Here is a 24,488-nt window from a genome sequence, read left to right on the forward strand (position 1 = left end):
CCATGTCCCTGGATCCACGCGTGCTCCTCCGCTCCATGTTCGATGCGGCCGTTGCCGCCGCCCAGCCAGATCGTTGCGTGCCGCCCTTTCTGCCGTCCCGCCCGAAGGGGCGATTGATCGTGCTCGGCGCCGGCAAGGCATCGGCTGCCATGGCGAGGGCCGTGGAGCGGCATTGGGACGGGCCTGTCGAGGGGCTGGTCGTAACGCGCTACGGCTATGCCGTGCCGACGGAGCGCATCGAGATCGTCGAGGCGGCCCATCCGGTGCCCGACGCCGCCGGCCTGCGGGCGGCGCAGCGCATATGCGACCTCGCCGCGAGCGCAGGCGCGGACGATACGGTGCTCTGCCTGATATCGGGCGGCGGGTCGGCCCTGCTGACGCAGCCGCTTGACGGCATCGGCCTTGAAGACAAGCAGGCGATCAACAAGGCCCTGCTGGCCTCCGGAGCGCCGATATCGGAGATGAACTGCGTCCGCCGTCATCTGTCAGCGGTGAAGGGCGGCCGCCTCGCCGCCCTCGCCCATCCGGCGAAGGTGGTGACGCTGCTGATTTCCGACGTGCCCGGCGACAACCCGATCGACATCGCGTCCGGCCCCACCGTCGGCGACCCGACCACGTCGGCCGATGCGCTCGCCATCGTCCGCCGCTATCGCATGGACCTGCCAGTGGCCGCCAAGGCGCTGCTCGAGGCTGGTGGCGGAGAGACCGTCAAGCCGGACGACCCGCGTCTGTCGCGCAACGAAACGCATATCGTTGCCGCCCCGCAGGCCTCGCTTGAAGCCGCGGCCGCGGTGGCCCGTGATGCCGGCTTTGCCGTGCATATTCTCGGCGATGCCCTTGAAGGCGAGGCACGTGACGTTGGCGCGGTGATCGGCGGCATTGCCGGTCAGGTCGCGCGACATGGCCAGCCGTTCACGGCGCCTTGCGTGTTGCTGTCGGGCGGCGAAACCACCGTGACGTTGCGCGGCAACGGACGCGGGGGACGGAACGTGGAGTTCCTCCTGTCGCTCGGCCTGCATCTGGGTAGGGCTCCGAACATCTGGGCACTGGCCGGCGATACCGATGGCGTCGACGGCGTCGAGGAGATCGCCGGCGGCTTCCTGGCGCCAGACAGTCTCTCCCGTGCCTGGGCGCTCGGCATCAATCCGCAGGCCGCACTCGACAACAATGACGGGCACGGCTTTTTCGGCGCACTCGGCGACGCTGTCGTCACTGGGCCGACGCTGACCAACGTCAACGACTTCCGGGCCATCCTGATCGCCTAGATCATGTGCGGGAGGAGTCGCCTTCCGGTTGGCTGGCGGTTGCTACTGCGGGCAGGGGTATCGCAAGTTTCTGCACGTTATTAGCGAATATTTCACCGACTTATGCACTCATCGTTGGTGTGGCCGCGTCCTGTCGGACGGGAACCGAAGCGCGCCGCCATCATGAGCTGCCGAAAAGGAGCTCCATCGATACGGGGGATAGGTGCTCTTCGCGATGCCAGTGGCCAGACAATACAGATGGTTGCAGAGCATTCAGAAGCGGATGGGACCCGACAGGTCCGGCGCCGTAAGCGTCATCTTTGCCCTTGTCATTCTGCCGCTGATGATCGCCGTGGGCGCTGCGGTCGACTATGCCATCGCGGCGCGAACCAAGGAGATGCTCCAGGCAGCCGCCGACGCCGCGGCGGTTGGCGCCATATCCATGAGTTCGACTGCCGTAAAGCAGGTCATTCAGAGCGGCGTATCCGGCGAGATCAAGGTGGCGGAAGCCGACGCCCTGAACATTGCCAACACCAACTTCAGCGGATCGAGGTTTTCAGGCATCACCTCGTCGCAGATTTCAGTGCAATACGTCGGAAACATATTCAGCTCCGACGTGACGCTGACGTCGATGGTTCCAACGTATTTTGTGCGCCTGTTCGGCGTGGACAGCGTCACGGTTTCGGTGCGAGCCACTGCGCAGAACAAGCCAGTCTATTACTACAATTTCTACGTTCTGATCGACAACAGCCCCTCGATGGGGCTCGGTGCCACGGCGGCCGACATTTCCGCCCTCGAAGCCGTGAACGGCGGTTGCGCCTTTGCCTGCCATATCACGGGCGCAAGCTACGACACCTACGCGCTTGCCAAGCAGCGGGGCATCACCCTGCGCTATCAGGTGGTGTCGCGCGCCGTGCAATCGATGATCACCAACGCTGCGGCAAGCCAGCTCGTCTCGAACCAGTACAAGATGGCTGTCTATTCGCTGGGAGCCGATGCGCAGGCGACAAAACTCACCACGGTTGCCGCGATGTCGTCGTCGCTTTCGTCCGTCGCCACGGCGGCGGCCAGCGTCGACCTGATGACGATTCCCTATCAGAACTACAACAACGACCAGCAAACCGATCTGCTCACCGCTCTCACCGATATCAAGAGCATCATAGGCACAAGCGGTAGCGGGCTGTCGGCCTCGGATCCGATCAAGGTCCTGTTTCTGATCAGCGATGGCGTCGAGGACGCGGAACGGCCGAAGAACTGCAAGGAAAAGCTCACGGGGAACCGTTGTCAGCAGCCGCTCGACACCACGCCCTGCGCCTCGATCAAGGCCAACGCCGTGAAACTCGCCAGCCTCTACACCACGTATCAGAAGATCCCGAGCAACACCTGGTACACGACATGGATCGCCCCGTTCCAGTCGAAGATCGCGACCAACATGAAAACCTGCGCTTCCACCGGTCTCTACGCCGAAGTCGCGCCATCCGGCGACGTCAGCGCCGTTCTTACCCAGTTGTTCGCCAATGTGGTGAACGAAACGCATCTCACCCATTGAGCCGGAGACAGCGATGAAAGGCATAGAGCTTTCGAGGCTGTTCTACCGCGATCTCGTCCGTCCCTGGCTGGACAAGGCGTTTCCGGGCCTCAGGCACGATGCGGGACTCTTCGGTTACGGCTCGGAACTCCTCGGCTTCGACGACGACATGTCGCGTGACCACAACTGGGGTCCCCGCGTCCAGATCGTGGTCGCTGAAGCCGACTTTGCGGCCCTTGCTCCGGCGATTGTCGACGGTTTCGACGCGATCAAGCCGGCGGTGTTCCTCGGCGAACCGATCGGCTACCGCTCGCGTCCCCATCCGCCGATCGTCGCCGGCGATGCCTTGGGGCGCTCCGAGCACGGAGTCGAGGTCTTCACCGCCGCCGGCATCCTGAGAACGCGCCTGTCCCTCGACCGGCTTTCGTCGCTCGACACCCTGACATGGCTATCCCTGCCCGAGCAAAGGCTGCTGGAGCTGACCGCCGGGGAGGTCTTCCACAGCGGGCTTGGAGAGCTCTCTCTCCTCAGGGAAACCTTCGCCAACTGCCCGCACGATGTCAGTCTCTACAAGCTCGCGGCCCAATGGCGGCGCATCGCCGACGAGCAAGCCTTCGTCGGACGAGCCGGCCATGCCGGTGACGACCTGGGATCCCGTGTGATCGCCGCCCGGCTCGTGCGCGACGTCATGCGCCTGTGCTTCCTGTTGGAACGGCGATACGCGCCCTATCCCAAGTGGTTCGGTTCCGCCTTCGCCCGCCTCGCCGGAGCCAGGGCGCTGGCGCCCCTGCTCGATGCGACGATCAAGGCCGAAACGTGGGATCAACGACAGATGCCCCTGGCGCAGGCCTACCTCGCCGTAGCCGAAATGCACGGACCGGCCGGCTTCCCGCTTTCCGTCACACCCAGGATCGGCCCCTTTTTCGGCCGCCCCTTCCTGACGATCAACGCGGAGGACATAAGCAACGGTCTCGCCACCGATATTGCCGATCCGATTCTTCGCGGACGGCCCGTTATCGGCTCGATAGATCAGATCACCGACGCCACGCCGCCGATCGAAGCGCCGGACCGGGCGCGGCGGATGATTGAAGTCCTCCATCCAACTTGACCCCGCAAACCCTCCCGTCCGTCACTGGGCACGAGCTTCGGACAAATGCCGCAGCTTGTCGGGATTGCGCGTCACGTAGATGGCGACAACCCGCCCGTCCACGAGGTGCAGAGCGGTGGTCTGCAAGACGCCGCCGGCCTCGATGGTGACGAAGCCGGGCAAACCATCGATCATCGCATAGCGGACGAGGTGTGAAGGCTGGACGGCAAAGCCACGGGCCATCTCGGCATGCCGGGCGATCACAGCCTTGAGGCCGATCAGCGGCGCCAGCGAGGCCTCGACTTTGCCACCGCCATCGGCGATCGCCACGACATCCTCAGTCAGGAGTGCGCGGAGAGCGGTCATGTCGCCACTTCTCGACGCGGTGAAGAACGCCCGCGCCAACTCAAGACCGCGATCCTTGTCGACGGCGAACCGCGGGCGAGCCTCTTGGATATGGGCGCGCGCACGACTGGCCAGTTTTCGGCAGGCGGGGGCTTCGCGCCCCACGATATCGGACACTTGGTCGAACGGCATTCCGAAGATGTCGTGCAATAGAAACGCCGCCCGCTCCAGCGGCGATAGCCGTTCGAGGGCGATCATCAAGGGCAAGGTGATGTCGTCCGCCGCGTCGCGATCCTCCGGATCGAAGATCGGCTCGGGCAACCAGGGACCGATATAGGTCTCGCGCCGGCGGCGGGCCGATTGCAGCTCGTTCAGACAAAGCCGCGTGACGATCTGCCGCAGGAAGGCCGCCGGCTCGCGCACCGACTGACGATCGGCGGCAAGCCAGCGAATGGCTGTCTCCTGAACGATGTCCTCCGCCTCCGCCAGCGATCCCAGCATGCGATAGGCAATCCGTATCAGGCCTGGACGCAGGCTCGACAAGATACGCTCGGGAGACTCTTCGCTCATGATGAGGACGCCTCCGCGTCACCTGTCGGCATGGACCGAGTTCACCCTATAGAGCGCGGGCGAGACCGATTTGGCCAGCGCCGAAAATCGCTGCAAGAGCTCCCTGGTCTCCGGCTTTTTCATGAAGGCTTCAAAATGCTCTTTCGAAGCCCATTGGGCATAGTTCACAACCTTCGTGCCATCGACACTGCTGTGGACGCTGACGGACAGGAAGCCCGGTTCCTTGCGAATGGCGCTGTCGGTGATCTCGGACAGCAACCGGGCGAGATCCGCCTGGTTGGTTGGCTCGACCTCATAAAGATTGATCAGCGTCAGGCATTGGGTTTCGGCGTCGATCGTCGCGATTGGTCCGCGGGGCATCTGCATCTCCTGTGCGGGTGTTGCACATGTCATGACAGGACAGACCAACGGGATGTGACATGGTCCGCTTTTTTGTGCGGCGCGTCGCAGCCTTGCGTCGCGGCAAATCCTTGCCTCCGGAGGTCGGCTCAGGGGCGGATCGAGCCGGCGATGAAATCAATCAATGGTTGTGATCGCAGTAGATGTCCGGATGCGAGGAAGACTTGCACCAGTTCGGCACACTTGTTGGGTAAATGATCACCAGAACGCTTCCGCGAGCGCCCTCCGGCCCGAATGTCGTAAACGCCGGCTCAACGCCCTAAGCATTTTTAACGAGGACATCAAAGAACGCAAACATCGTGTTAACGCCAGCTATGCTGGCAGAAGAAGCTGAAATAACATCTGGTTTAATAGCTTTTTACTTTCAATTTTATCTTTCAAACCACAAGCTTCGCGCAAGGGTGGCGGTGTTTCCTGCAAGCAATGACAGTGCTTCAGGAGATCAGCGATGAGTCTTTACGGTGTCTTGCGCAGCGGCGTTTCCGGAATGAACGCCCAGGGCAGCCGGTTGGCCACCACCGCCGACAATATCGCCAATGCCAATACCGTCGGCTACAAGCGCGCCTCCACCGAGTTCTCGTCGATGGTCATCGGCAATAGCCGCTCGGGCGCCTACCAGCCGGCCGGCGTCACCACCCAGACACGCTATGCCATCGGCGAGGCGGGATCCTATCTGTCGACCACCAGCGGCCTGGACCTTTCGGTGACCGGTTCCGGCTTCTTCGTCGTGCAGGATGCCGGTGGCACGCCGTATCTGACGAGAGCCGGTTCCTTCGTGGAGCAGACCGACGGCACATTGAAGAATGCCGGCGGGTTCACCCTGCTCGGTTACGATCTGTCGGCCGGCACGCCCTCCCCCTCGGCCAACAGCCTGACGGGACTGGTTCCGGTCAACATCAACGCCCTGGGAATGACGGCCTCGCCGACGACCAGTGGCTACATCACCGCCACGCTCAACTCCAATGCGACCGACGTCACGGCCACCGCGCCCCCGGGGGCGCCGGCCAGCGCCAATACCGCAGCTTCCGTCTACACCAACAAGACGTCGCTGACGACCTATGACAACCTCGGCAACGAGGTGATGCTGGACGTCTACTTCACCAAGACCGGTTCCAACGAGTGGGAGTATGCGGTGTTCGACCGCGCCGGAGCCACTGCCGGCGGCTTCCCCTACGCCGCAACCGGCACCCCGGCCGCCGGTCCGCTTCTCGCCTCTGGCACCCTCACCTTCGACGCCACCAACGGCAAGCTCACGACACCTGCGATCGCCTCCTTCTCCGTGCCGAACAATGGCTCATCGCAGACGATGACGCTGGATCTATCCGCCATGACCCAGCTCGGAACCCAGGAGTTCAACCCGACCGGCGACACCGACGGCAACGCGGCCCAGGCGGTCGACAGCATCGAGATCAGCGACAAGGGTATCGTCTACGCCATCTTTGGCGACGGCACCCGCAAGGCCACCTTCCAGATCCCGCTCGCCAACGTGCCGAGCCCGGACAATCTGACGCCCGTCGCCGGCAACGCCTACTCGATCTCCATGGACTCGGGCGATCCCAGCGTCGGCTTCGCCGGCTCGTCGAGCTTCGGCGTCATCAAGTCCGGCTCGCTGGAGCAGTCCAATGCCGACATGGCGAGCGAGCTCACGGCCATGATCGAAGCACAACGCGGCTACACGGCCAATTCCAAGGTTTTCCAGACCGGCTCCGACCTGCTCGACGTGCTCGTCAACCTGAAGCGCTGACCTCAAACCACTGGTGGATCCCTCCAATGTCCCTCTCGATGGCCCTCAACGTCGCCAATTCCTCTCTGCAGACCTCCGGCGTGCAGACGGCGACGACGTCGCGCAACATCGCCGGCGGCAGGGAGGATTCCTACTCGCGCAAGACGGCGACCGTCATCACCGGCATCGGCGGAACGGTCCAGGTGGTGTCCATCCAGCGCGCCACCGATACGGCCCTCTACAAGACCATGCTGAAGGCCACGTCGGCCTCGGCCACGCAGGACGCGTTGCTCGACGGTCTCACCAAGCTGTCCCAGACCATCGGCGATCCCGAGCTCGACCAGAGCCCGGCGGCCAAGCTTGGCGATCTCAATGACAAGCTGCAGCAATACGCCGCCAACCCCAGCAACACCATCCTCGCCCAGGCCGTGCTGAGTTCGGCCGCCACGCTGACGACCACGCTCAACCAGGCGACAACGACGGTGCAGGCCACCCGGGCGCTCGCTGACGCCGACATGGGCACGTCGGTGCAACGCATCAACGACCTTCTCGCCAAGATAGACACGCTCAACACCAGCATCGTTCATGGCACCGTGTCGGGCGCCGACATCACCGACAGCCTGGACAGCCGCGACAACCTGATCTCCCAGCTCTCCGAGGAAATCGGCATTTCCGTCGTGACGCGCGACAACAACGACGTCGCCATTTACACCGACGGCGGCGTCGCGCTGTTCGAGACCCATCCACGCGAGGTCACGTTCCAGGCGACCAACATTTTCAACGCTTCCACCGTGGGCAACGCCGTCTACGTCGACGGTGTGGCCGTGGTCGGCGGCCCATCATCGATGCCCAGCAGCACCGGCCGCCTCGCCGGCCTTGCCACCCTGCGCGACGAAGTGGGCACCACCTATCAGAACCAGCTCGACGAGATCGCCCGCGGCTTGATCGAAGCCTTCACGGAAAGCGACCCATCCGGCACCGGGCCGGACGTCCCCGGACTGTTCACATGGCCGGCGGGAACCATACCGGCCGGCGCCACCATCGAGACAGGCCTCGCCGGTGTTATCAAGGTCAACTCGGCCGTCGACCCGTCGACTGGCGGTAGCCTCGACCTCATCCGCGACGGCATCACCTACGACTACAACACGACCAACGAGGCCGGCTTCACCGAGCGGCTGAACACCCTGGTCACCGAACTCGGCGAAGCGCGTGTCTTCGACCCCAACTCCGGTGCCGATCCCACCAACACGCTGGCCGACTACGCTGCCTCTTCGGCGAGCTGGCTCGAGTTCAACCGACAGCAGGTCGATACCGCATCGACCTACCAGTCGACCATGCTGCAGCGCGCCTCCCAAGCGCTGTCCAACACCACCGGCGTCAACCTCGACGACGAGTTGTCGAAGCAGCTCGAAATCGAGCGCACCTTCGCGGCGTCCGCCAAGCTCATCGCTGCGGTCGACAAAATGCTTCAAGACCTGCTCAACGCCGTCTGAGAGAGGAGTGAGACATGAAAACCACCTACATCTCGACCCAGGCGGCGTCCACGGCGTCCCGCCTTTCCATCCTGAAGATGCAGACCGAGCTTGCCAAGAACACCAAGGAGTTGAGCTCCGGTCGGTGGGCCGATGTCGGCCTCGAACTTGGCAACAAGACGGGGCGCACCATTTCTCTGCGCCAGGACTACCAGAGGCTCGATGCGATCCGCGACACTAACGGACTGGTCGCCTCCCGTCTCGATACCAGCCAGGCGGCGCTCGATGGCGTACTGAAGAACGCTCAGGACTTCGCGGCCTCGCTGATCGCGGTCCGCTCCGGCAAGGTCGGAGCCGAAGTGATCGCCGACGACGCCAAGAACAATCTGCAATCGCTGATCGCCTCGCTCAACACATCGATCAATGGCGAGTATCTGTTTGCCGGCATCAACACCGACGTTCGTCCGGTTGCCGACTATTACGCAACGCCGACCTCGACGACAAAGGCGGCCTTCGACAGCGAGCTCGCCAGCTACTGCACCAGCGTCGGAGCCGCGACGCCGGGCGACCTTTCGGCCAGCGATCTTGAGGCGTTCATCGACGTCAACCTCGCCGGCCTGTTCGACGCCGCGAGCTGGTCCGATCCGGCGACCGGCTGGTCGTCGGCCTCGAGCCAGAACGTCAAGAGCCGCATTTCGACCTCCGAACTGATCGAAACCTCGGCCAACGCCAACGACGCGGCCTTCCGCAAGCTGGCCATGGCCTACACGATGATCAGCGAACTCGCCGACTCCGGCCTGTCCGAGAAGGCCTATCAGACCCTGATCGACAAGACCGCGCAGATCGTCGGCGACGCCACCGTGGACGTCACCGTCGTCAAGGCCCGCCTGGGCACCGCCCAGGAACGGCTCAGCAATGCCAACGGCCGCATCAAGGCGCAGATGGATATCCTCAACCGCAACATCAACAATTTCGAGCAGGTCGATCCCATGGAGGCTCAGACGCGCATATCCGCGCTGGAGACCCAGCTCGACATGGCGTTTGCCCTGACCAGCCGCATGCAGCAGCTCAGCCTGCTCAACTATCTCTGACCCATCCGGTTCGCCGGGGTCGCTCGTCCCACGTCAACCCGCAGGGTGTTTCATGCATCAGTTTTCCTACGCCGACATCGTCGGCGATGCCGTCAACCTCGCGCGCCAGCACGAGGCCGAGGCCATGGACCATGCCGTCGAACTGCTCCAACGGGCCAAGGCCAAGGGCAGCCGCTCGCGGGAGGCCACCGACGCCATCCTCTATCTCCGTCGCCTCTGGAGCTATCTCATCGAAGATCTCGCCAGTCCCGACAACGATCTGCCGGACAGGCTGCGCGCCGATCTCATCTCGATCGGTCTGTGGATCATCAAGGAAGCGGAACAGATCCGCCGCAACGAGTCCGAGAACTTCGACGGGCTGATCGAGATCAACGGCATCATCCGGGCGGGTCTCGCATGAGCAGCCGTTCCATGCACATCGGTCTTCGCGCCCGTGAGCGCCTCTACATCAACGGCGCGGTGATCCGCGTCGACCGCAAGGTCTCCATCGAACTCCTGAACGACGTGAGCTTCCTTCTCGAAGCCCACGTCATGCAGCCCGAAGAGACGACGACGCCGCTGCGCCAGCTCTACTTCGCGGTTCAGATGATCATGATCGACGGAGCCGACAACCGCAGCGCCCGCTCTATCGCCGCCGGCCTGATCGCCTCGCTCGACCGGACGCTGATCAACCCTGACATCCGCACCGGCCTGCGGGCCGTGGAGGCTCAACTCGCCGCCGAACGCCCCTTCGACGCCCTCAAAACCATCCGCTCGCTGTTTCCGGTCGAGGCCGGCGTGCTGGGCGGGCTCATCGCCGCCTGACCGGGAGACGCACCATGCAAGTCAACACCGCAAACAGCCAGAACTCGGGATCGCCTTCGACCTCGAAAACGTCCGGTTCGGGCGGCTCCCTCGACTATGACTCCTTCCTGAAGCTGTTCATGGCCGAGATGAAGAACCAGGACCCGACGGCTCCCACCAGTTCGACCGAATACATCGCGCAGTTCGCCACCTTCTCGCAGGTCGAGCAGTCGATGCAGACGAACACCAAGCTCGATGGTCTCCTGTCCTCGCTCGCGCTGTCGCAGGCCGACGGCATCATCGGCCGCACCTTGACCTCGGAGGACGGCAGCGTTTCCGGCAAGGTCACCGCGGTCCGCATCGTCAACGGCGGCGCGCTCGCCGATCTCGACTCCGGCAAGTCGGTGGTGCTCGGCCCCGGCGTGATCATCACCTGATGAACGAGTTCGACGCTCTCGACCTGGTTCGCGATGCCATCTGGACCATCATCATCGGCTCAGGACCGGCCGTCCTCGCCGCCATGACGGTGGGCGTGGTCATCGCGCTTCTTCAGGCGCTGACGCAGGTGCAGGAAATAACGCTGACCTTCATTCCGAAGATCGTCGCCATCCTGCTGACCATCGTCGCCACCGGCCCGTTCATCGGCGCCCAGATCTACGCTTTCACGGAAATCGTCTACGGCCGGATCGAGAGCGGGTTCTAGCGATAAGGCAACGGGGCCGATGCCCCGTGCCTTCTATCGGTCTTGCCTTGATCCCGGATGCATTCAGGAGCGCACCGCATGTCGAACCTCAGCCTGTCGCCCCCCGCCGGAGCCAAGAGCGCCTCCGGCTCCCGCGACATCGGCTTCGCCATCGGCATCGTCGCCATTCTGGCCGTGCTGTTCCTGCCGATCCCGCCGATCCTGATCGACACCGGCCTCGCGCTGTCGATCGCCCTGTCGGTGCTGATCCTGATGGTGGCGCTGTGGATCCAGCGCCCGCTCGATTTCTCCTCCTTTCCGACGATCCTCTTGATCGCCACGCTGCTGCGTCTCGCCCTCAACGTGGCGACGACGCGACAGATCCTGTCGGGCGGTCATGTCGGCGACGGGGCGGCCGGCCACATCATCCAGGGCTTTTCGCGCCTGGTGATGAGCGGCGACTTCGTCATCGGCCTCGTCATCTTCGCCATCCTGATCATCGTCAACTTCGTGGTCATCACCAAGGGCGCCACCCGCATCGCCGAGGTGGGGGCCCGCTTCACGCTGGATGCCATCCCCGGCAAGCAGATGGCCATCGATGCCGACCTGTCGGCAGGCCTGATCACCGACAAGGAAGCCCAGCTGCGCCGGCGCGAGCTTGAGGAGGAAAGCACCTTCTTCGGCTCGATGGACGGGGCATCGAAGTTCGTGCGCGGCGACGCCATCGCCGGCATCATCATCACCGCCGTCAACATCTTCGGCGGCATCGTCATCGGCTCCACGCGCCACGGCCTGCCGGTATCGGAAGCCGCCGACGCCTTCGTCAAGCTCGCGGTCGGCGACGGCCTGGTCACCCAGATTCCCGCTCTGATCGTCTCGCTGGCCGCCGGTCTTCTGGTGTCCAAGGGCGGCACCCGGGGCTCGGCCGAGCAGGCGGTCATGGGCCAGCTGGGTGGCTATCCTCGCGCACTCGTCGTGGCGGCCGGTCTGCTGGCCGGCTTGTCGCTGGTGCCCGGCCTGCCCCTCCTGCCCTTCCTCATTCCGGCTGTCCTGATGGGCTTCGTCGCCCGGGCCATCCCCAAGCGCCGCGCCGAGCGCGCCGCCGCCGAGGCCGCCGAAAAGACGCGTCTCGAGCAGGCGACCAAGTCGGAAACCAAGGACTCGGTCAAGGAGCAGCTCCGCACCAACGAGATCGAGCTTTGCCTGGGCAAGCAGATCGCCGCGCGCATGATGAACAATCATGGAGAACTGGCCCATCGCGTCGGCAAGATGCGGCGCAAGTTCGCCCAGCAGTACGGCTTCGTGGTTCCCGACATCAAGCTCGGCGACAGCGTGGCCATGCCGCAGAAGGAGTACCGCATCAAGATCCACGGCACCGTCATCGCCGCCCAGGAAATGCGGCTCGGCGAGGTGATGGTGATCACCGGCGACACGGCCGGCCCGGACGTTCCCGGCGACGAGACGCGCGAGCCCGCTTTCGGCATGAAGGCCATGTGGGTGTCGCAGGATTACGTGAACGAAGTGACGCGCGAAGGCTACACGCCGATCGACAGCATGTCGGTGATGCTCACCCACCTTTCGGAAGTGCTGCGCAACAACCTGCCGCAGCTCCTCTCCTACAAGGACATGCGCATCCTGATCGACCGCCTCGATCCCGAGTACAAGCGTCTCGTCGACGACATCTGCCCGTCGCAGATTTCCTTTTCCGGTCTTCAGGCGGTGCTGAAACTCTTGCTCGCCGAGCGCGTATCGATCCGCAATCTTCACCTCATCCTGGAAGCGGTCGCCGAGATCGCCCCCCACGTTCGCCGTGCCGAGCAGATCGCCGAACACGTCCGCATGCGCATCGCCCAGCAGATCTGCGGCGACCTCGCCGATGGCGGCACGCTCAAGGTGCTGCGCCTCGGCAACCGCTGGGATCTCACATTCCATCAGGGCCTGAAGCGCGACGGCAAGGGCGACGTCATCGAGTTCGACATCGATCCGCGCCTCGTCGAGCAGTTCGGCACCGAGGTATCGGAAGCGGTGCGCAGCCGCCTGTCGCAAGGCCACAGCTTCGCGGTGGTCACCGCGCCCGAGGCGCGACCCTACGTCCGGCTCATCGTCGAACGGCTGTTCCCGTCGCTGCCGGTACTGAGCCACGTGGAAATCGCGCGCGGCGTCGAAGTGGAAGCGCTCGGAACCATCTCATGACCGCTATCGGTTCGACCACCGTTCTGGCCGTCTGCCTGCTGTTCTGCCGCATCGGCGGCGTGCTGATGCTGATGGTCGGCGTGTCGAGCGCCCGCGTGCCGATGCAGGTCCGCCTGTTCCTCGCCTTCGGCCTGACGCTTGCGGTCGCTCCGCTTCTTCTTGGCCAGGCGTCGGCAGCCATCACCGACGATGCTCCGGTGACATTGCTGCGTCTCATCGTTGCCGAGACCTTCACCGGCCTCTTCATCGGCTTTCTCGGACGCCTGTTCTTTCTGGCCTTGCAGATGCTGTCCCACGCCATGGCGATGACCGTCGGCTTCTCGATGCCCGACACCGCCGTCGAGGATCAGGAGGCGCTGCCGGCCATGACCACCCTGATCATGCTGACGGCGACGCTGATGTTCTTCCTGACCGATCAGCACGTGAAGGTGCTGGAAGCGGTCATTTCCTCCTACCGCGTGCTTCCGATCACCGGCGCCTTCGATCCGCAGGGCAGCCTCATCGAAGTGACGGATACGCTTTCGGCCGCCTTCTGGCTGGCGCTGCGCCTTGCCAACCCCTTCATCATCTACGGCCTGGTGATCAACTTCACCCTCGGCCTCGTCAACAAGATGACGCCTTCCATTCCCGTCTACTTCATCTCGATGCCCTTCGTGCTGTTTGGGGGCCTGATGCTGTTCTACTTTACCGCTGTCGAGTTCCAGCAGCTGTTCGTACTGGGCTTTGCGGACTGGCTGGCCTCGCAATGACCGCACCCGCCAGGAAACGCCTCGATGCCATGCGCCGCATCGCCGAGCTTCGCCGGCAGCTCAAGCAGATCGAGGAGCTGCGCCTTGCCCGCGTGATGCGAGAGGAGGCCGAGATCGACGAGAAATGCGTCGCGCTGATCGCCACGCTCAACGACGATACGCCTCTGCACGGTCTGTTCGCCGGTCATATGGCCGGCCGCCTCAAGCGTCTCACCGAGCGGCGGACGCTGCTCGAACCGCTGAAGGCGCAACAGATCGCCGCGGTGATGACCGAGGCCCGCCATACGCGCTTCGCCGAGACGATGATCGGTCGGCTGGAGACTGGCGTCGCGGCCGAGGAGGAGAAGCGCCAGCTCGAAAGCCTCGTCGAAGGCGCGCTTGCCCGGCGCAATCACGCCAGCCTCGCTTAAGCTCGGCCGGCTAATTTGTTTCGCAACGTTTCCGGAGGACGCTGATGGCCATCTCTCCCCCGTCGGATATCATTCTCGACGTCGCCCGCGCCGCCGACCCAGAGCGGCTCAAGGTCGCCACCGCCAAGCTTGATCGGTTGGCGGAGACTGCCAGCACGGCCTTCGCCAGCCTGTTGCCAGCCGCATCCGATGCGGGCAACGCCCTTGTCGGGCTGGCGAGCGCCACGACCGCGATCGATCCCGCTCCCTCGGCGCCGTTCGACCTTCATCGCGCCCGCCTGCGTCTCCAGAACGAAACGGCCATGACCGCCGGTATGGACCGAACAGCCGCTGCCGTCGGCGATCGCCGAGCCAAGACGCTGGAGAGCTTCGAGGCGATGGTGCTGAGCACCTTCATCGGTTCGATGCTGCCGGAAGGCGCTGAGGATGTCTATGGCTCCGGCACCGCCGGCGACGTCTGGAAATCCATGTTGTCCGACCAGCTCGGTCGGCAGATGGCCAGGGCCGGTGGCATCGGCATCGCCGACCGCCTCGCCGCCGGACATGTCGCCAACCTCGAGCCTGCCTCGGCCGGCCCCTCGCCGCTCCGTCTCGCCGCCCTTCTCTCAACCGTCCCACGTATCTGACGTCCGACCCCATTTCGGAGTTTCCTGATGGACGAACCGCTCGCCGCCGTCGCCACCCCATTCGAACCCGCCGCCTCGACGGCGCTGTCCGCCAATCCCGACACCTGGAGCAATCCCGACGGCAGCACGCCGATCGAGGTTCTTGCCCTTCTCAAGGCCATCGCCCGCCTGGAACAGGTGGTGGATCAGGAGACACAGTCGCTCAGGGCCGGCGAGACGCCTGCCTTCGAGGACCTCAACTACCGCAAGAGCCATGGTCTCCTGGAACTGACGCGCGCCATGCGCCTCGTCGATCCCCTGAGCATCGGCGACGATCTTCGCGATCGGCTGGAAAGCTTCCGCGATCAGCTCGAACGCAACAGAATGCTGCTCAAGACCCATCTCGACGCCACGCGCGAGATTTCGGCCATCCTGACCGCAGCCATCCGCGATGCCGAGTCAGACGGCACCTACGCACCGCCGCAGCGCCTTTGGACGTTGCCGCAATGAGCCGCCTGTTTTTCACGGGCCTTTGGGTCTGCGTCGTCACGCTCCTGTCGGCCTATTGCGCGGCCTGGTGGCTGGTGAACGGCAGTCTGGCCAAGTCGGCGTCGGAGCCGACTTGGGAGGGGCTGCAATACGTCAAGACCGAGCCGATCAACGTACCGATGATCCGGGGCGGCAAGCTGATGGGCTATAGCGTCCTGGAGCTGGTGTTCACCGCCGACAGTACCCGTCTCAAGGAAGCTCCGGTGCCGCCGGAGCTGTTCGTCACCGACGAGGCGTTCCGCACGATCTACGGCGACGACAGCGTCGATCTCGATCATGTCCAGCGTTACGACCTCAAGGCGTTCGCCGACGACATTCGCCAGAAGGTCAACGTTCGCCTGAAGAGCGACATCGTCCAGGACGTGCTTGTCGATCAGATCAGCTACTTCTCCCGCGATGCGTTGAAGCAGTAATCCTGCGCGCCCCGCAACGGTCCACATAAAAAGGCGGCTCTCCATGTCGGAGGCCGCCTTTTTCGAGGTTATGACTGGCCGATCAACCCGTGGCCGGCGCCGGCTGCATTTTCTCGGCGAGTTCCCGGAAGGCATCCTGGCTGAGCGGATCCGTCGGGTTTTGGCGGAGGCCATCGTAGATGCGCGGCACCAGCGACACGGCCTGATCGAGCTCGGGGTCCTGCCCGGCCTGATAGCCCCCCATGAGGCGCAGGTCGCGGGTGTCCTCGAAGCGGGCGATCAGGCTCCGGAGCCGCAGCACCAGATCGCGCTCCTCGCGGCTCCAGACGTGCTGGGCAAGGCGGGAGATCGATCCAAGCACGTTGACAGCGGGATAGCGGCCTTGATCGGCGATTGCCCGGTCCAGCACGATATGGCCGTCGAGGGTGCCGCGAATGTTGTCGGCCACGGGATCGTTATGGTCGTCGCCGTCAACGAGAACGGCGAACACCCCGGTGATCGAACCGCCGCCCTCCTCTCCGGGGCCAGCCCGTTCCAGAAGCTCGGGCAGAGTGGTGAAGACACTCGGCGCATAGCCGCGCGCCACGGCCGGCTCGCCAGCTGCGAGCGCCACGTCACGAGCCGCATGGGCATATCTGGTCACCGAGTCCACGATCAGCAGCACTTCTTCGCCCCGGTCGCGGAAATACTCGGCGACCGCCATGGCGGTGCGCGGCGCGAGCCGGCGCATCATCGGGCTCTCGTCCCCGGTTGCCACCACCGTCACCGAGCGGGCGCGGTTGTCGCCGAGGGAGTCGTCGAGAAACTCGCGCACCTCGCGGCCGCGTTCGCCGACCAGGGCGATGACAACCGTATCGAAGGCGCGGGAGCGGGCAATCATCGACAGCGTCGTCGACTTGCCCACACCCGAGCCGGCAAAGATGCCGATGCGCTGTCCGGCGCAGATCGGCGTGAAAAGATCGAAGGCGCGTACGCCGGTGCGGATCGGCTTCTTGACGCGGGCGCGGCGAAGCGCATTGGGCGGGCGACCGTCCACAGGCACGGCCGCCATGCCGGGCATCAGCGGGCCAAGCCCGTCGACCGGCGCGGCCATGGCGTCGATGACCCGCCCCTTCCATGACGGATGCGGGGCCAGAACCACCGGCCCGGCGTGCCAGGCAGATGCACCGAGGCCGACATCGAGACGAGGCGCGAACGGCTTGACGGTGACGCCGTCACCATCGATGCGCAGCACCTCGGCAAGCCGCGCCCCATCCGAGGCGGCGATCTCTACGCGATCGCCAAGGCGAACGTGGCGCGACAGCCCCCGAAGACGGAACGCATCGGGAGCGACCTCCGACACGCGCCCGCCGACGCGGATGTAGCCGAGCTCGTGGGCAGCGGTTGCGACACGATCGGCGAGAGTTTCCAGGCCGGGGGATTTCGTCACGTGACCTGACCCAGTCTCTTGATGGCGTCCTGCATGGACTGTTCCGACTTGTTCGACGCGGCGGTGACCTGTTCGAAGGCCCGCGTCACCTCGATGAGGCGCGTCATCTCCAGCACGGGATTGACATTCGCCTCTTCCACAAAGCCTTGCGCGACGCCCTGGCCGACGAAGTCGACCACGGGAACGGCGGGCCTGTCGGGGATCACGCCGGAGTTGGTGCCACGCGCCAGCTTCGCCTCGTCGGGGATGGAGAACAGACCGAGGGCACCGATCGCCCGGCCGTTCTGGGAGATCATTCCGTCCCGGCCGATCGATAGACGGCCGGAATCGGGATCGACAAGGATCGAGGCCCCGCCCGGATCGAGGATGGGATTGCCCGCGACGGTCTGCAAAACGCCGTCGGCTGACACCTGCAGGCGGCCGTCGCGCGTGTAGACGTTGCCGGCGGGGGTTTGAACCGCCAGCCAGCCGTCGCCGTCCACCGCAACGTCGAGGTCGTTGCCGGTTTCGCGCAGCCCGCCCTTGTCGCTAGAGATAAAGGTCTCGCCCATCGAGGAATAGGCGACGGGATCGGTGCCCGCCCGCGACAGATAGGTATCGAACTTCACCTCGTCCGCGCGATAGGCGGCCGTGGAAAGGTTGGCGACGTTGCTGGCCAGTGTGTCCAGACGGTTGGCCAGCGCGACCTGCGCCGACAGCGAGACGTAAAGCGAACTCTGCACGGTTCAACGGCCTCCAAGCTTCAGCCCTTGCAGGCTCATCAATGTATCGGCGCTCATCACCGCGCTGCTCTGGCCCCTGATCAGCGTGGCGACGGAGGTCGTCGCCGTGGCGCTGGGGTTGGCGGCCTCCCACATGGCGGTAAAGCGGGTGATGAACTTCTTGAGGTCCTCGGGCTTCGAAAGACTTTCGATATCGATCCGGCTTTCGATGTACTTCGCCTGGACGTCGATATCGGCGTTGCCGGTCTGGGACGACAGCCCGAGCACCGTTTGCGCCACCTTGAGCAGAGCGGGATCGGCAAGAATGCTGTAGGCCGAGGTGATGGTCGGCACTTTGCGCTCGAAGTAGAGGGCAAGGCGCACCCCCTCGTTCTCCTTGCCGGCCTGAGTTTCGATCGTCTGTCGAAGATAGCTCGAGATCGTGCTCTCCACCTGCCCGCTCGTCTGGACCCGGACGGTCCCGTCCGCTGAAAAGTTGAAGGCGGCGGCGAAATCCCGCCATGCCGACTTGGTCTGGCGGGCGGCGAAGCTGTCGGCATCGTTGGGATCTGAGGTGAGGATGCGCCGGAGAAACGACTTGGCACTGGCCCCTGTGCCAGGCGGTTCGACGCCGAACGCCGTCGTGGCGTAACCAACGAGACTGTCATCGGCCAGGAAGTCGTCCACCGTCTTCACGGCCGGCAGGGACTGCTCGTAGGCGAGCGTGCCGAACTTGATCAGCGATTCAGAATCGCCCTGCTCCGCAGCCTTCTCGGCATATCTCGTCTTGATGTCGGACAGCGCATCCGGGCTTTGCGCCGACGGGTTCAGGAAGGAAAAGGCCTTGGCAAACTCCTGGTAGCGCTTGTCGACCAGCTTGTTGGCAAAGCTCTTGGAGTCGGTGAGGTCGCTCTCCAGAACCTTGCGCATGAACGCCTTGGCATACGTCATGTCCTCAAGGCCAAAGGCCTTCATGGCGTATGAGTAGAGACGGTGATCGTCGAAGAACTCCTCAAGGCTGGTCACCTTGCCGATATTCTCGCGGTAATATTCGGATGCCCGCTTGACGTCCGGCTGCGCCGCCGTGCGCTTCAGCGTCGCCGACATGTCGCGCGTGATCATCTGGTAGCTCAGCGGTGCCGACAGCATGACCTCTCTCCTTATCTTGCCTTGAGGAATGCCCGCCGAACCTTGCTCGTGGCTGGCGAGAGCGTCCCCAAGCCTCGCACAAGCCTCGCCGCCTAGACCGGGCGGCAGGCAACCACGAGAAGGAGCAGGGACTTGGGTAGTTTGATCGGCTTCATTATCGCGATCGGCTCCTTGCTCGGCGGCTACGCGGCGCTTGGCGGGCATCTCACCGTGCTATGGCAGCCGTGGGAGTTCGTGATCATCGGCGGCACGGCCCTGGGCATATTCATCGTCGGCAATACGCTGCGCACCGTACGCGATACGGGGCGAGGCGTGCTCGATGCGGTGTTGGGCAACGCGCCCCGGCGGGAGCACTATCTCGGTGTGCTCGAAGTTCTCTATGCCTTGATGCGCGAGCTTCGGTCGAAGGGCCGCAGCGATGTCGAGAAGCACATCGAGGATCCGGAGAACTCCGAGATTTTCCGCAAGGTTCCCTTTGTCGCCAAAGACAAGGAAATGCGGGCCTTCATCTGCGATTACTTTCGCCTGATCATCGTCGGAAATGCGCGGCCGCACGAGGTCGAGCAGTTGATGGACGAGGAGATCCAGACCATCGCCCACGAGCGGCTGATGCCCTATCTCGCCCTCGGCGCCATCGCAGAGGCGCTGCCGGCGCTCGGTATCGTCGCCGCCGTGCTCGGCGTCATCAAGGCGATGGGCGCCATCGACCAGTCGCCCCAGATCCTCGGCGCGCTGATCGGCGCCGCCCTGGTCGGCACCTTCGGCGGCATTTTCCTCTCCTACGGCGTGGTCGCCCCGATCGCCGGCAAGATCAAGGTGACGCGCGAACGCCAGCTCGCCCCCTACATCCTGATCAAGCAGACGCTGATCGCCTCCATGAACGGCGCCGTGCCCCAGATCGCCCTCGAATACGGGCGCAAGACCATCCCTGCCCACCAGCGGCCGACCATCGACGACGTCGAGGACGAAGTGATCTCCTCGCCCGCTCAGGCCGCCGCCAAGGCCGGTGAAACTGCCCAGCGGAGTGCCGCCTGATGGCAAGCCTGCATACCGCCACCCGTCCCGTTTCCGACAAGCTTCTCGATGCGAGCGGCATTTCCGTCGACCGCATTCCGATGCTGCACGTGGCCTTCGACCGTCTGGCGACGCACTGCGCCGACAGCCTGCGCCAGATGTCGTCGTCTCCGGCCTATTTCTCGCTGTCCAATATCTCGCCGTCGCGCATCGACGACGTGCTGGACGACTACGAGGCCAACGCCATCGCCGGCGTCTTCCACGTTCCCGCCTGGGACTCGCGCATTCTCGTCGGCTTTGACCGCGACTTCGTGTTCTCGATGGTCGAGGTCCTGTTCGGCGCCGACGGCAGCGAACCGCCGATCGACGTCGAGCGTCCGTTCTCCAACATCGAGATCAACATCGCCCAGGCGATCTTCGAGCGGATGGCCAAGGTGTTGCCGCTCGCTTTCGGCGCTCCCCACGATACCACCTTCAAGTTCGAGCGCATCGAAACCCGGATGGACTTTGCGATCATCGGGCGGCGCAACAGCCAGGCTCTGGTGGCCAAGTTTCTTCTGCAGGCGCTCAACCGCGGTGGCGAGATGTTCGTCATCCTGCCGCAGTCGGCACTGAATCCCGTGCGCGAAACGCTGGCCAACACCATGGCCGGCGAGGCGGCGCCGCGCGACCCGCGCTGGGCCCGCCAGATCCAGAGCGAGGTGCAACGCACCGAGATGCGCGTCGACGCCATCCTCGAGGAACGGTTCATCGACCTGTCCGACGTGACCAACTTCGAGGTCGGCCAAGTCATCGAGCTGCAGGCGACGCCGCGCAGCCGCGTCAAGCTGACCTGCCGCGGCGAACCGCTCTTCTGGTGCCAGCTCGGGCAGAGCAACGGCGTCTACACCATCAAGATCGACGAACACGTCGATGCCGATCAGGAGTTCCTCAATGACATCCTTTCTCGTTGAAAGCATCTTGCTGATCGCCCTGATCGGCACCATCGCCGGCTTGCTCGTCTTCCGGCGCGAGCTTCGTGAGCTCAAGTCCAACCAGGCGACCTACGCCACCTCGCTCGACGAGACCGGCGTTGCCCTGATGACGGTCGGCAATGCCATCCGTGAAATCAACATGCAGGGCCTGACGACGCTCCAGAACCTGATCGTCGAGATCGAACGAGCCCGAACCATGCTCGACGAGCTGGAGAAGGCCGCCGGCATCCCCGCGACCGAGCCGCTCAGAAGCGGCGCCCGCGCCGGCCGCTGACGGACGGCCCGGTTCCCCAGAACTTCAGCAAAAGGACAGGATCATGGCCCGCAGTTCCAAAACCCAGCGCGACATCGACGAGATCATGGCAGAGATGGACGGCCCGGCCGCTCCGACGCCGGCCGGCGACGTTCTGGAGGCGGTAGCCGTCGAAACCATCATCGACCGGGGCGGTGAAGACGAGCCCCGCGAAGAAAGCGGCCCCAGCCTCGAAGACAGTTTCGGCGCCGTGCGCAATCTCGAGGCGGTCATGCGAATCCCCGTCACCATCCAGGTTGTTCTGGGCTCGGCGATCATGCCGGTGGCCAATCTGATGAAGCTCCGGCGCGGCTCGGCCATTCCGCTCGACCATCGGGTCGGCGAGCCGGTCGACGTCGTGGTCAACGGCCGCACCGTCGCCCGTGGCGAAGTGGTTGTGGTCGAAGACGATACGTCCCGCTTCGGCATCTCGCTCACCGAGATCGTCGGCGGCAACGCCTCCAACGCCTGAACAGCGGACGGGAGATCATGGCAGCCTCGGCTTCGGCGAAAAAGAACAAGGGCAACCGCCCACTCCAGGGTCCCGACAAGGCGGCGGTGCTGCTGCTGGCGCTCGGCCAGCCGCTGTCGGGCCGATTGCTCTCCCACTTCGACACCGGCGAAATCAAGCAGGTCACTCGCTCGATCGCCGACCTAGGGGCCGTGTCGGCCAAGCAGATTTCCGACATCGTCGAAGAGTTCGCCACCCGGTTCACCGGCGGCAATCTCCTCGGCACGGTCAGCGACGTCGAGAAGATGCTGACGGGCATCCTGCCGCCCGACCAGGTGTCCGACATCATGTCGGACGTGCTCGGCTACGCCAATCGTTCCATCTGGGATCGGATCTCCTCGGTCTCCGAGGCGATCTTCGCCAACTATCTCCAGAAGGAGCACCCGCAAACGGCCGCGCTCATCCTGTCGAAGGTCCGCCCGACGTTCGCCGCCCGCACGATGAGCCACCTGCCCCAGCCGCTGCGCCACGAATTGATGCGCCGCATGCTGAACCTCAAGCCGATCGTCGAGGACACGGTGGCCATCGCCGAACGCACCCTGCACGAGGACTTCATGCTGAACTTCTCGCGCAACATGGGCGCCGACACCCATGCCCGCATGGCCGACATCCTCAACAAGATGGAGCGGCACGACATGGAGGATGCGCTCGAAGGCATCAAGAAGGTGAAGCCGGAATCGGCGGAGATGCTGAAGGGCCTGCTGTTCACTTTCGACGACATCATCAACCTGGCGCCGCGTGCCCGTCAGACGATCTTCGATCAGATCCCGACCGAGCGGGTGGTGCTCGCGCTCAAGGGAACGGATCTCGACTTCCGCGACGCCATCCTGTCGTCCCTGGCAACGCGTGCGCGCCGCATCGTCGAGAACGAGCTGGCCACCAGCGAACCCTCGCCGCAACGCGACGTGCTCGAAGCGCGCCGGGTCATCGCCGACCTCGCCCTCGACATGGCCGGTCGCGGCGAGATCGAGCTCAATTCCGATCAGGATGACGACACCTACATACGCTGAGGTGCGTCATGAGCGACGAGCCGGATCAAGACAGCAAAACCGAGGAAGCAACCCCCAAGAAAACCCAGGATGCCATCGAAAAGGGCAACATCGCCCAGTCGCGAGAACTGCCCATGCTGTTCTCCCTCGGCGCCATGCTGATCGTCATGGTTTGGGTGATCGGCAGCGGTGTCGGCCGACTGGCTGCGACCCTGCGTGGCTTCCTCGACAACCCCGGAGACGTCCGCCTTGAACAAGGACAGGATGCCGTTCTGCTGCTCGACGCGGTCGGTCTCGAAATGGGTACCTTCCTGGTTCCGACCATCGTCATCTTCGCGGTCGCCGGGTTGGCCGGTTCCTTCGTTCAGAACGTGCCGCAGGTGGTGTTCGATCGCATCAAGCCCGAACTCAGCCGTCTTTCCATCGCCAAGGGGTGGAAGCGTCTCTTCGGTGTGCAGAGCCTCGTCGAGTTCGGCAAAGCACTCTTCAAGTTCGGCGCCACGGCCCTCGTGGTGTCTATCATCCTCAAAACCGAACAGCATCGGATGGTGAACGCCATGTTCTCCGACCCCGGCGCTCTGGTCGACTCCACGGTCGGCATCGCCATCCACCTGCTCTCCGCCGTCTGCATCGCCACGGTGCTTCTGGTGGCCGCCGATCTGATCTGGGCGCGCATCCAGTGGCGGCGCAACCTGCGCATGACCAAGCAGGAAGTGAAGGACGAGTTCAAGAACACCGAGGGCGATCCACTCGTCAAAGCGAGAATGCGGTCGCTCGCCCGCGACCGCATCCGCCATCGCATGATGGCCAGCGTGCCACAGGCAACGCTGGTGCTTGCCAACCCCACCCACTATGCCATTGCGCTCCGCTACGTCTACGAGGAGGGCGGCGCGCCGGTGGTGCTCGCCAAGGGGCAGGACCTCGTCGCCCTGAAAATCCGCGAGATCGCCGAAGAGAACGGAATCCCGGTGGTCGAGGATAAATTGCTAACCAGGGCCATGTACGGTAAGGTAGAACTCGACCAGATGATCCCCGTCGAGTTCTACCGGGCGGTGGCGGAAATCATTTATCTGCTTCAGGCTCGGTCGACTGACAGTAACCTGCCTGCCATCGTCAACGGCCACCCATGACGGATACGCGACACGACCACCGTTCAGTTGCCCGCGAGAAGGCGATCGCCGAAGGCGTCAAGGACGTCGCGGCCGAGTTGCGCCTGATCGACATCGTCAATCTGGTCGTCTACATCCAGCTTGAGAAGCACGGCAACCTCGACGATCTCGTGGCCTCCTCGGTCGAGCTCTACTTCAAGCCCGATACGCTCCGCTATGGCTGGCGCGCCGCCGTCGATACGGACTGGTCCGGCCCGACCACGGTGACGCTCGACATGGAGTTCCAGAACCAGGGCGTGACGGTGTTCTTCAGCCTGATCCTGGGCCCGTTGAACGCAGGCATCGAGATTCACTATTTCGCCGTCTCGGATTCCTCGGGCGATCCGGAAGAGAACACCCGCCGCCTCGTCGAGGCGATCGTCGACGCGCGCCTGGTTCCGACCGGCTGATCGTTCGAGGCCGGTCGACGAGGCCAGC

General features: G+C 64.2%; 28 protein-coding genes. 23 read left to right on the forward strand and 5 right to left on the reverse strand.

Going from position 1 to position 24,488, the window contains the following annotated elements:
- The first annotated feature begins 2 nt into the window (after positions 1-2).
- The 3 genes from QQZ18_RS01265 to QQZ18_RS01275 all read left to right on the forward strand — a co-directional run bounded on the left by QQZ18_RS01265 (position 3) and on the right by QQZ18_RS01275 (position 3,880).
- Positions 3-1,265 carry a glycerate kinase type-2 family protein gene (locus QQZ18_RS01265; RefSeq protein ID WP_284537456.1) on the forward strand — a complete coding sequence of 421 codons (1,263 nt, stop codon included), beginning with the start codon at positions 3-5 and terminating at the stop codon, positions 1,263-1,265.
- Positions 1,266-1,527: 262 nt separating this feature from the next.
- Positions 1,528-2,793, forward strand: coding sequence for a pilus assembly protein TadG-related protein (locus QQZ18_RS01270; protein ID WP_284537457.1), 1,266 nt, complete (start codon positions 1,528-1,530; stop codon positions 2,791-2,793).
- Between the two features lie 13 nt (positions 2,794-2,806).
- Positions 2,807-3,880 carry a DUF4037 domain-containing protein gene (locus tag QQZ18_RS01275; RefSeq protein WP_284537458.1) on the forward strand — a complete coding sequence of 358 codons (1,074 nt, stop codon included), beginning with the start codon at positions 2,807-2,809 and terminating at the stop codon, positions 3,878-3,880.
- A gap of 21 nt (positions 3,881-3,901) precedes the next feature.
- On the opposite strand, the gene QQZ18_RS01280 is transcribed toward QQZ18_RS01275, so the two are convergent.
- Together QQZ18_RS01280 and QQZ18_RS01285 are read right to left on the reverse strand one after the other, a co-directional pair.
- Positions 3,902-4,774 (reverse strand): sigma-70 family RNA polymerase sigma factor, encoded by an 873-nt coding sequence (locus QQZ18_RS01280; RefSeq protein WP_284537459.1) that lies wholly within the window; start codon positions 4,772-4,774, stop codon positions 3,902-3,904.
- Between the two features lie 18 nt (positions 4,775-4,792).
- Entirely contained in the window at positions 4,793-5,140 is a 348-nt protein-coding gene (locus tag QQZ18_RS01285) for an antibiotic biosynthesis monooxygenase family protein (protein WP_284537460.1), read from the reverse strand.
- A gap of 481 nt (positions 5,141-5,621) precedes the next feature.
- Between QQZ18_RS01285 and QQZ18_RS01290 the strand changes: the two genes are divergently transcribed.
- The 13 genes from QQZ18_RS01290 (at position 5,622) to QQZ18_RS01350 (ending at position 15,843) form a co-directional block, all read left to right on the forward strand.
- The gene (locus QQZ18_RS01290) at positions 5,622-6,917 is read left to right on the forward strand and encodes a flagellar hook protein FlgE (protein WP_284537461.1); all 1,296 of its coding nucleotides are present in this window, start codon (positions 5,622-5,624) and stop codon (positions 6,915-6,917) included.
- A 26-nt stretch (positions 6,918-6,943) separates the two neighbouring features.
- Positions 6,944-8,389, forward strand: coding sequence for a flagellar hook-associated protein FlgK (gene flgK, locus QQZ18_RS01295; protein WP_284537462.1), 1,446 nt, complete (start codon positions 6,944-6,946; stop codon positions 8,387-8,389).
- A gap of 14 nt (positions 8,390-8,403) precedes the next feature.
- The gene (locus QQZ18_RS01300) at positions 8,404-9,459 is read left to right on the forward strand and encodes a flagellar hook-associated family protein (protein ID WP_284537463.1); all 1,056 of its coding nucleotides are present in this window, start codon (positions 8,404-8,406) and stop codon (positions 9,457-9,459) included.
- 52 nt (positions 9,460-9,511) lie between these two features.
- Positions 9,512-9,859, forward strand: a complete 348-nt coding sequence (gene flaF, locus QQZ18_RS01305) for a flagellar biosynthesis regulator FlaF (RefSeq protein WP_100079155.1) — start codon at positions 9,512-9,514, stop codon at positions 9,857-9,859.
- Positions 9,856-10,263 (forward strand): flagellar biosynthesis repressor FlbT, encoded by a 408-nt coding sequence (gene flbT / locus QQZ18_RS01310; RefSeq protein ID WP_244617072.1) that lies wholly within the window; start codon positions 9,856-9,858, stop codon positions 10,261-10,263. Before flaF ends, flbT begins: the two co-directional genes overlap by 4 nt.
- Positions 10,264-10,277: 14 nt before the next feature.
- Complete coding sequence (flgD, locus tag QQZ18_RS01315) at positions 10,278-10,679, forward strand: flagellar hook assembly protein FlgD (protein ID WP_284537464.1); 402 nt, start codon at positions 10,278-10,280, stop codon at positions 10,677-10,679.
- A complete protein-coding gene (gene fliQ / locus QQZ18_RS01320) occupies positions 10,679-10,945 on the forward strand; it encodes a flagellar biosynthesis protein FliQ (RefSeq protein ID WP_100079153.1) in 267 nt (88 codons plus the stop codon). The genes flgD and fliQ overlap by 1 nt, the downstream gene beginning before the upstream one ends.
- A 78-nt stretch (positions 10,946-11,023) precedes the next feature.
- Positions 11,024-13,117 (forward strand): flagellar biosynthesis protein FlhA, encoded by a 2,094-nt coding sequence (gene flhA / locus QQZ18_RS01325; RefSeq protein ID WP_284537465.1) that lies wholly within the window; start codon positions 11,024-11,026, stop codon positions 13,115-13,117.
- Positions 13,114-13,866 carry a flagellar biosynthetic protein FliR gene (locus tag QQZ18_RS01330; protein ID WP_284537466.1) on the forward strand — a complete coding sequence of 251 codons (753 nt, stop codon included), beginning with the start codon at positions 13,114-13,116 and terminating at the stop codon, positions 13,864-13,866. Before flhA ends, QQZ18_RS01330 begins: the two co-directional genes overlap by 4 nt.
- Complete coding sequence (locus QQZ18_RS01335) at positions 13,863-14,276, forward strand: hypothetical protein (RefSeq protein WP_284537467.1); 414 nt, start codon at positions 13,863-13,865, stop codon at positions 14,274-14,276. The genes QQZ18_RS01330 and QQZ18_RS01335 overlap by 4 nt, the downstream gene beginning before the upstream one ends.
- Before the next feature lie 44 nt (positions 14,277-14,320).
- Entirely contained in the window at positions 14,321-14,902 is a 582-nt protein-coding gene (locus QQZ18_RS01340) for a rod-binding protein (RefSeq protein WP_284537468.1), read from the forward strand.
- Positions 14,903-14,929: 27 nt separating this feature from the next.
- A complete protein-coding gene (locus QQZ18_RS01345; RefSeq protein ID WP_284537469.1) occupies positions 14,930-15,391 on the forward strand; it encodes a flagellar biosynthesis protein FlgN in 462 nt (153 codons plus the stop codon).
- Complete coding sequence (locus QQZ18_RS01350; RefSeq protein WP_284537470.1) at positions 15,388-15,843, forward strand: hypothetical protein; 456 nt, start codon at positions 15,388-15,390, stop codon at positions 15,841-15,843. The genes QQZ18_RS01345 and QQZ18_RS01350 overlap by 4 nt, the downstream gene beginning before the upstream one ends.
- An 82-nt stretch (positions 15,844-15,925) precedes the next feature.
- Here the strand turns inward: QQZ18_RS01350 and fliI are convergent, their stop codons facing one another.
- Genes fliI through QQZ18_RS01365 form a run of 3 tightly spaced genes read right to left on the reverse strand, consistent with a single transcriptional unit; the run spans position 15,926 to position 19,122 of the window.
- Positions 15,926-17,254 carry a flagellar protein export ATPase FliI gene (fliI, locus tag QQZ18_RS01355; protein ID WP_284538789.1) on the reverse strand — a complete coding sequence of 443 codons (1,329 nt, stop codon included), beginning with the start codon at positions 17,252-17,254 and terminating at the stop codon, positions 15,926-15,928.
- 14 nt (positions 17,255-17,268) lie between these two features.
- The gene (gene flgF / locus QQZ18_RS01360; RefSeq protein WP_284537471.1) at positions 17,269-17,994 is read right to left on the reverse strand and encodes a flagellar basal-body rod protein FlgF; all 726 of its coding nucleotides are present in this window, start codon (positions 17,992-17,994) and stop codon (positions 17,269-17,271) included.
- A gap of 3 nt (positions 17,995-17,997) precedes the next feature.
- Complete coding sequence (locus QQZ18_RS01365; protein ID WP_284537472.1) at positions 17,998-19,122, reverse strand: DUF1217 domain-containing protein; 1,125 nt, start codon at positions 19,120-19,122, stop codon at positions 17,998-18,000.
- Positions 19,123-19,254: 132 nt separating this feature from the next.
- Here QQZ18_RS01365 and motA point away from each other — a divergent pair, with 132 nt between their 5' ends.
- From motA to QQZ18_RS01400, 7 genes are all read left to right on the forward strand, one after another.
- Positions 19,255-20,157 (forward strand): flagellar motor stator protein MotA, encoded by a 903-nt coding sequence (motA, locus tag QQZ18_RS01370; protein ID WP_284537473.1) that lies wholly within the window; start codon positions 19,255-19,257, stop codon positions 20,155-20,157.
- Entirely contained in the window at positions 20,157-21,089 is a 933-nt protein-coding gene (locus tag QQZ18_RS01375) for a flagellar motor switch protein FliM (RefSeq protein ID WP_284537474.1), read from the forward strand. The genes motA and QQZ18_RS01375 overlap by 1 nt, the downstream gene beginning before the upstream one ends.
- The gene (locus tag QQZ18_RS01380) at positions 21,070-21,384 is read left to right on the forward strand and encodes a hypothetical protein (protein WP_284537475.1); all 315 of its coding nucleotides are present in this window, start codon (positions 21,070-21,072) and stop codon (positions 21,382-21,384) included. The genes QQZ18_RS01375 and QQZ18_RS01380 overlap by 20 nt, the downstream gene beginning before the upstream one ends.
- 85 nt (positions 21,385-21,469) lie before the next feature.
- Positions 21,470-21,874 carry a flagellar motor switch protein FliN gene (gene fliN / locus QQZ18_RS01385; protein ID WP_446728601.1) on the forward strand — a complete coding sequence of 135 codons (405 nt, stop codon included), beginning with the start codon at positions 21,470-21,472 and terminating at the stop codon, positions 21,872-21,874.
- Positions 21,875-21,891: 17 nt separating this feature from the next.
- Positions 21,892-22,923, forward strand: coding sequence for a flagellar motor switch protein FliG (locus tag QQZ18_RS01390; protein ID WP_284537476.1), 1,032 nt, complete (start codon positions 21,892-21,894; stop codon positions 22,921-22,923).
- A gap of 8 nt (positions 22,924-22,931) precedes the next feature.
- Positions 22,932-24,032, forward strand: coding sequence for a flagellar biosynthesis protein FlhB (gene flhB, locus QQZ18_RS01395; protein WP_284537477.1), 1,101 nt, complete (start codon positions 22,932-22,934; stop codon positions 24,030-24,032).
- Positions 24,029-24,460, forward strand: a complete 432-nt coding sequence (locus tag QQZ18_RS01400; RefSeq protein ID WP_284537478.1) for a hypothetical protein — start codon at positions 24,029-24,031, stop codon at positions 24,458-24,460. Before flhB ends, QQZ18_RS01400 begins: the two co-directional genes overlap by 4 nt.
- The last annotated feature ends 28 nt before the right edge of the window (positions 24,461-24,488 follow it).

Source organism: Pleomorphomonas sp. T1.2MG-36, assembly GCF_950100655.1.
Classification (GTDB): Bacteria; Pseudomonadota; Alphaproteobacteria; order Rhizobiales; family Pleomorphomonadaceae; genus Pleomorphomonas.

Excerpts from the sequence above, each read along its gene's own strand:
- QQZ18_RS01380 (WP_284537475.1), top strand. The coding sequence starts at position 21,070 with ATGACATCCTTTCTCGTTGAAAGCATCTTGCTGATCGCCCTGATCGGC.
- flaF (WP_100079155.1), top strand. The coding sequence starts at position 9,512 with ATGCATCAGTTTTCCTACGCCGACATCGTCGGCGATGCCGTCAACCTC.
- QQZ18_RS01275 (WP_284537458.1), top strand. The coding sequence starts at position 2,807 with ATGAAAGGCATAGAGCTTTCGAGGCTGTTCTACCGCGATCTCGTCCGT.
- QQZ18_RS01365 (WP_284537472.1), bottom strand. The coding sequence starts at position 19,122 with ATGCTGTCGGCACCGCTGAGCTACCAGATGATCACGCGCGACATGTCG.
- QQZ18_RS01265 (WP_284537456.1), top strand. The coding sequence starts at position 3 with ATGTCCCTGGATCCACGCGTGCTCCTCCGCTCCATGTTCGATGCGGCC.
- fliN (WP_446728601.1), top strand. The coding sequence starts at position 21,470 with ATGGCAGAGATGGACGGCCCGGCCGCTCCGACGCCGGCCGGCGACGTT.
- QQZ18_RS01345 (WP_284537469.1), top strand. The coding sequence starts at position 14,930 with ATGGACGAACCGCTCGCCGCCGTCGCCACCCCATTCGAACCCGCCGCC.
- QQZ18_RS01340 (WP_284537468.1), top strand. The coding sequence starts at position 14,321 with ATGGCCATCTCTCCCCCGTCGGATATCATTCTCGACGTCGCCCGCGCC.
- QQZ18_RS01330 (WP_284537466.1), top strand. The coding sequence starts at position 13,114 with ATGACCGCTATCGGTTCGACCACCGTTCTGGCCGTCTGCCTGCTGTTC.
- flgD (WP_284537464.1), top strand. The coding sequence starts at position 10,278 with ATGCAAGTCAACACCGCAAACAGCCAGAACTCGGGATCGCCTTCGACC.
- QQZ18_RS01290 (WP_284537461.1), top strand. The coding sequence starts at position 5,622 with ATGAGTCTTTACGGTGTCTTGCGCAGCGGCGTTTCCGGAATGAACGCC.
- QQZ18_RS01400 (WP_284537478.1), top strand. The coding sequence starts at position 24,029 with ATGACGGATACGCGACACGACCACCGTTCAGTTGCCCGCGAGAAGGCG.
- QQZ18_RS01375 (WP_284537474.1), top strand. The coding sequence starts at position 20,157 with ATGGCAAGCCTGCATACCGCCACCCGTCCCGTTTCCGACAAGCTTCTC.
- flhA (WP_284537465.1), top strand. The coding sequence starts at position 11,024 with ATGTCGAACCTCAGCCTGTCGCCCCCCGCCGGAGCCAAGAGCGCCTCC.
- flbT (WP_244617072.1), top strand. The coding sequence starts at position 9,856 with ATGAGCAGCCGTTCCATGCACATCGGTCTTCGCGCCCGTGAGCGCCTC.
- QQZ18_RS01280 (WP_284537459.1), bottom strand. The coding sequence starts at position 4,774 with ATGAGCGAAGAGTCTCCCGAGCGTATCTTGTCGAGCCTGCGTCCAGGC.
- QQZ18_RS01285 (WP_284537460.1), bottom strand. The coding sequence starts at position 5,140 with ATGCAGATGCCCCGCGGACCAATCGCGACGATCGACGCCGAAACCCAA.
- QQZ18_RS01270 (WP_284537457.1), top strand. The coding sequence starts at position 1,528 with ATGGGACCCGACAGGTCCGGCGCCGTAAGCGTCATCTTTGCCCTTGTC.
- QQZ18_RS01300 (WP_284537463.1), top strand. The coding sequence starts at position 8,404 with ATGAAAACCACCTACATCTCGACCCAGGCGGCGTCCACGGCGTCCCGC.
- flgK (WP_284537462.1), top strand. The coding sequence starts at position 6,944 with ATGTCCCTCTCGATGGCCCTCAACGTCGCCAATTCCTCTCTGCAGACC.
- flhB (WP_284537477.1), top strand. The coding sequence starts at position 22,932 with ATGAGCGACGAGCCGGATCAAGACAGCAAAACCGAGGAAGCAACCCCC.
- QQZ18_RS01350 (WP_284537470.1), top strand. The coding sequence starts at position 15,388 with ATGAGCCGCCTGTTTTTCACGGGCCTTTGGGTCTGCGTCGTCACGCTC.
- fliQ (WP_100079153.1), top strand. The coding sequence starts at position 10,679 with ATGAACGAGTTCGACGCTCTCGACCTGGTTCGCGATGCCATCTGGACC.
- QQZ18_RS01335 (WP_284537467.1), top strand. The coding sequence starts at position 13,863 with ATGACCGCACCCGCCAGGAAACGCCTCGATGCCATGCGCCGCATCGCC.
- QQZ18_RS01390 (WP_284537476.1), top strand. The coding sequence starts at position 21,892 with ATGGCAGCCTCGGCTTCGGCGAAAAAGAACAAGGGCAACCGCCCACTC.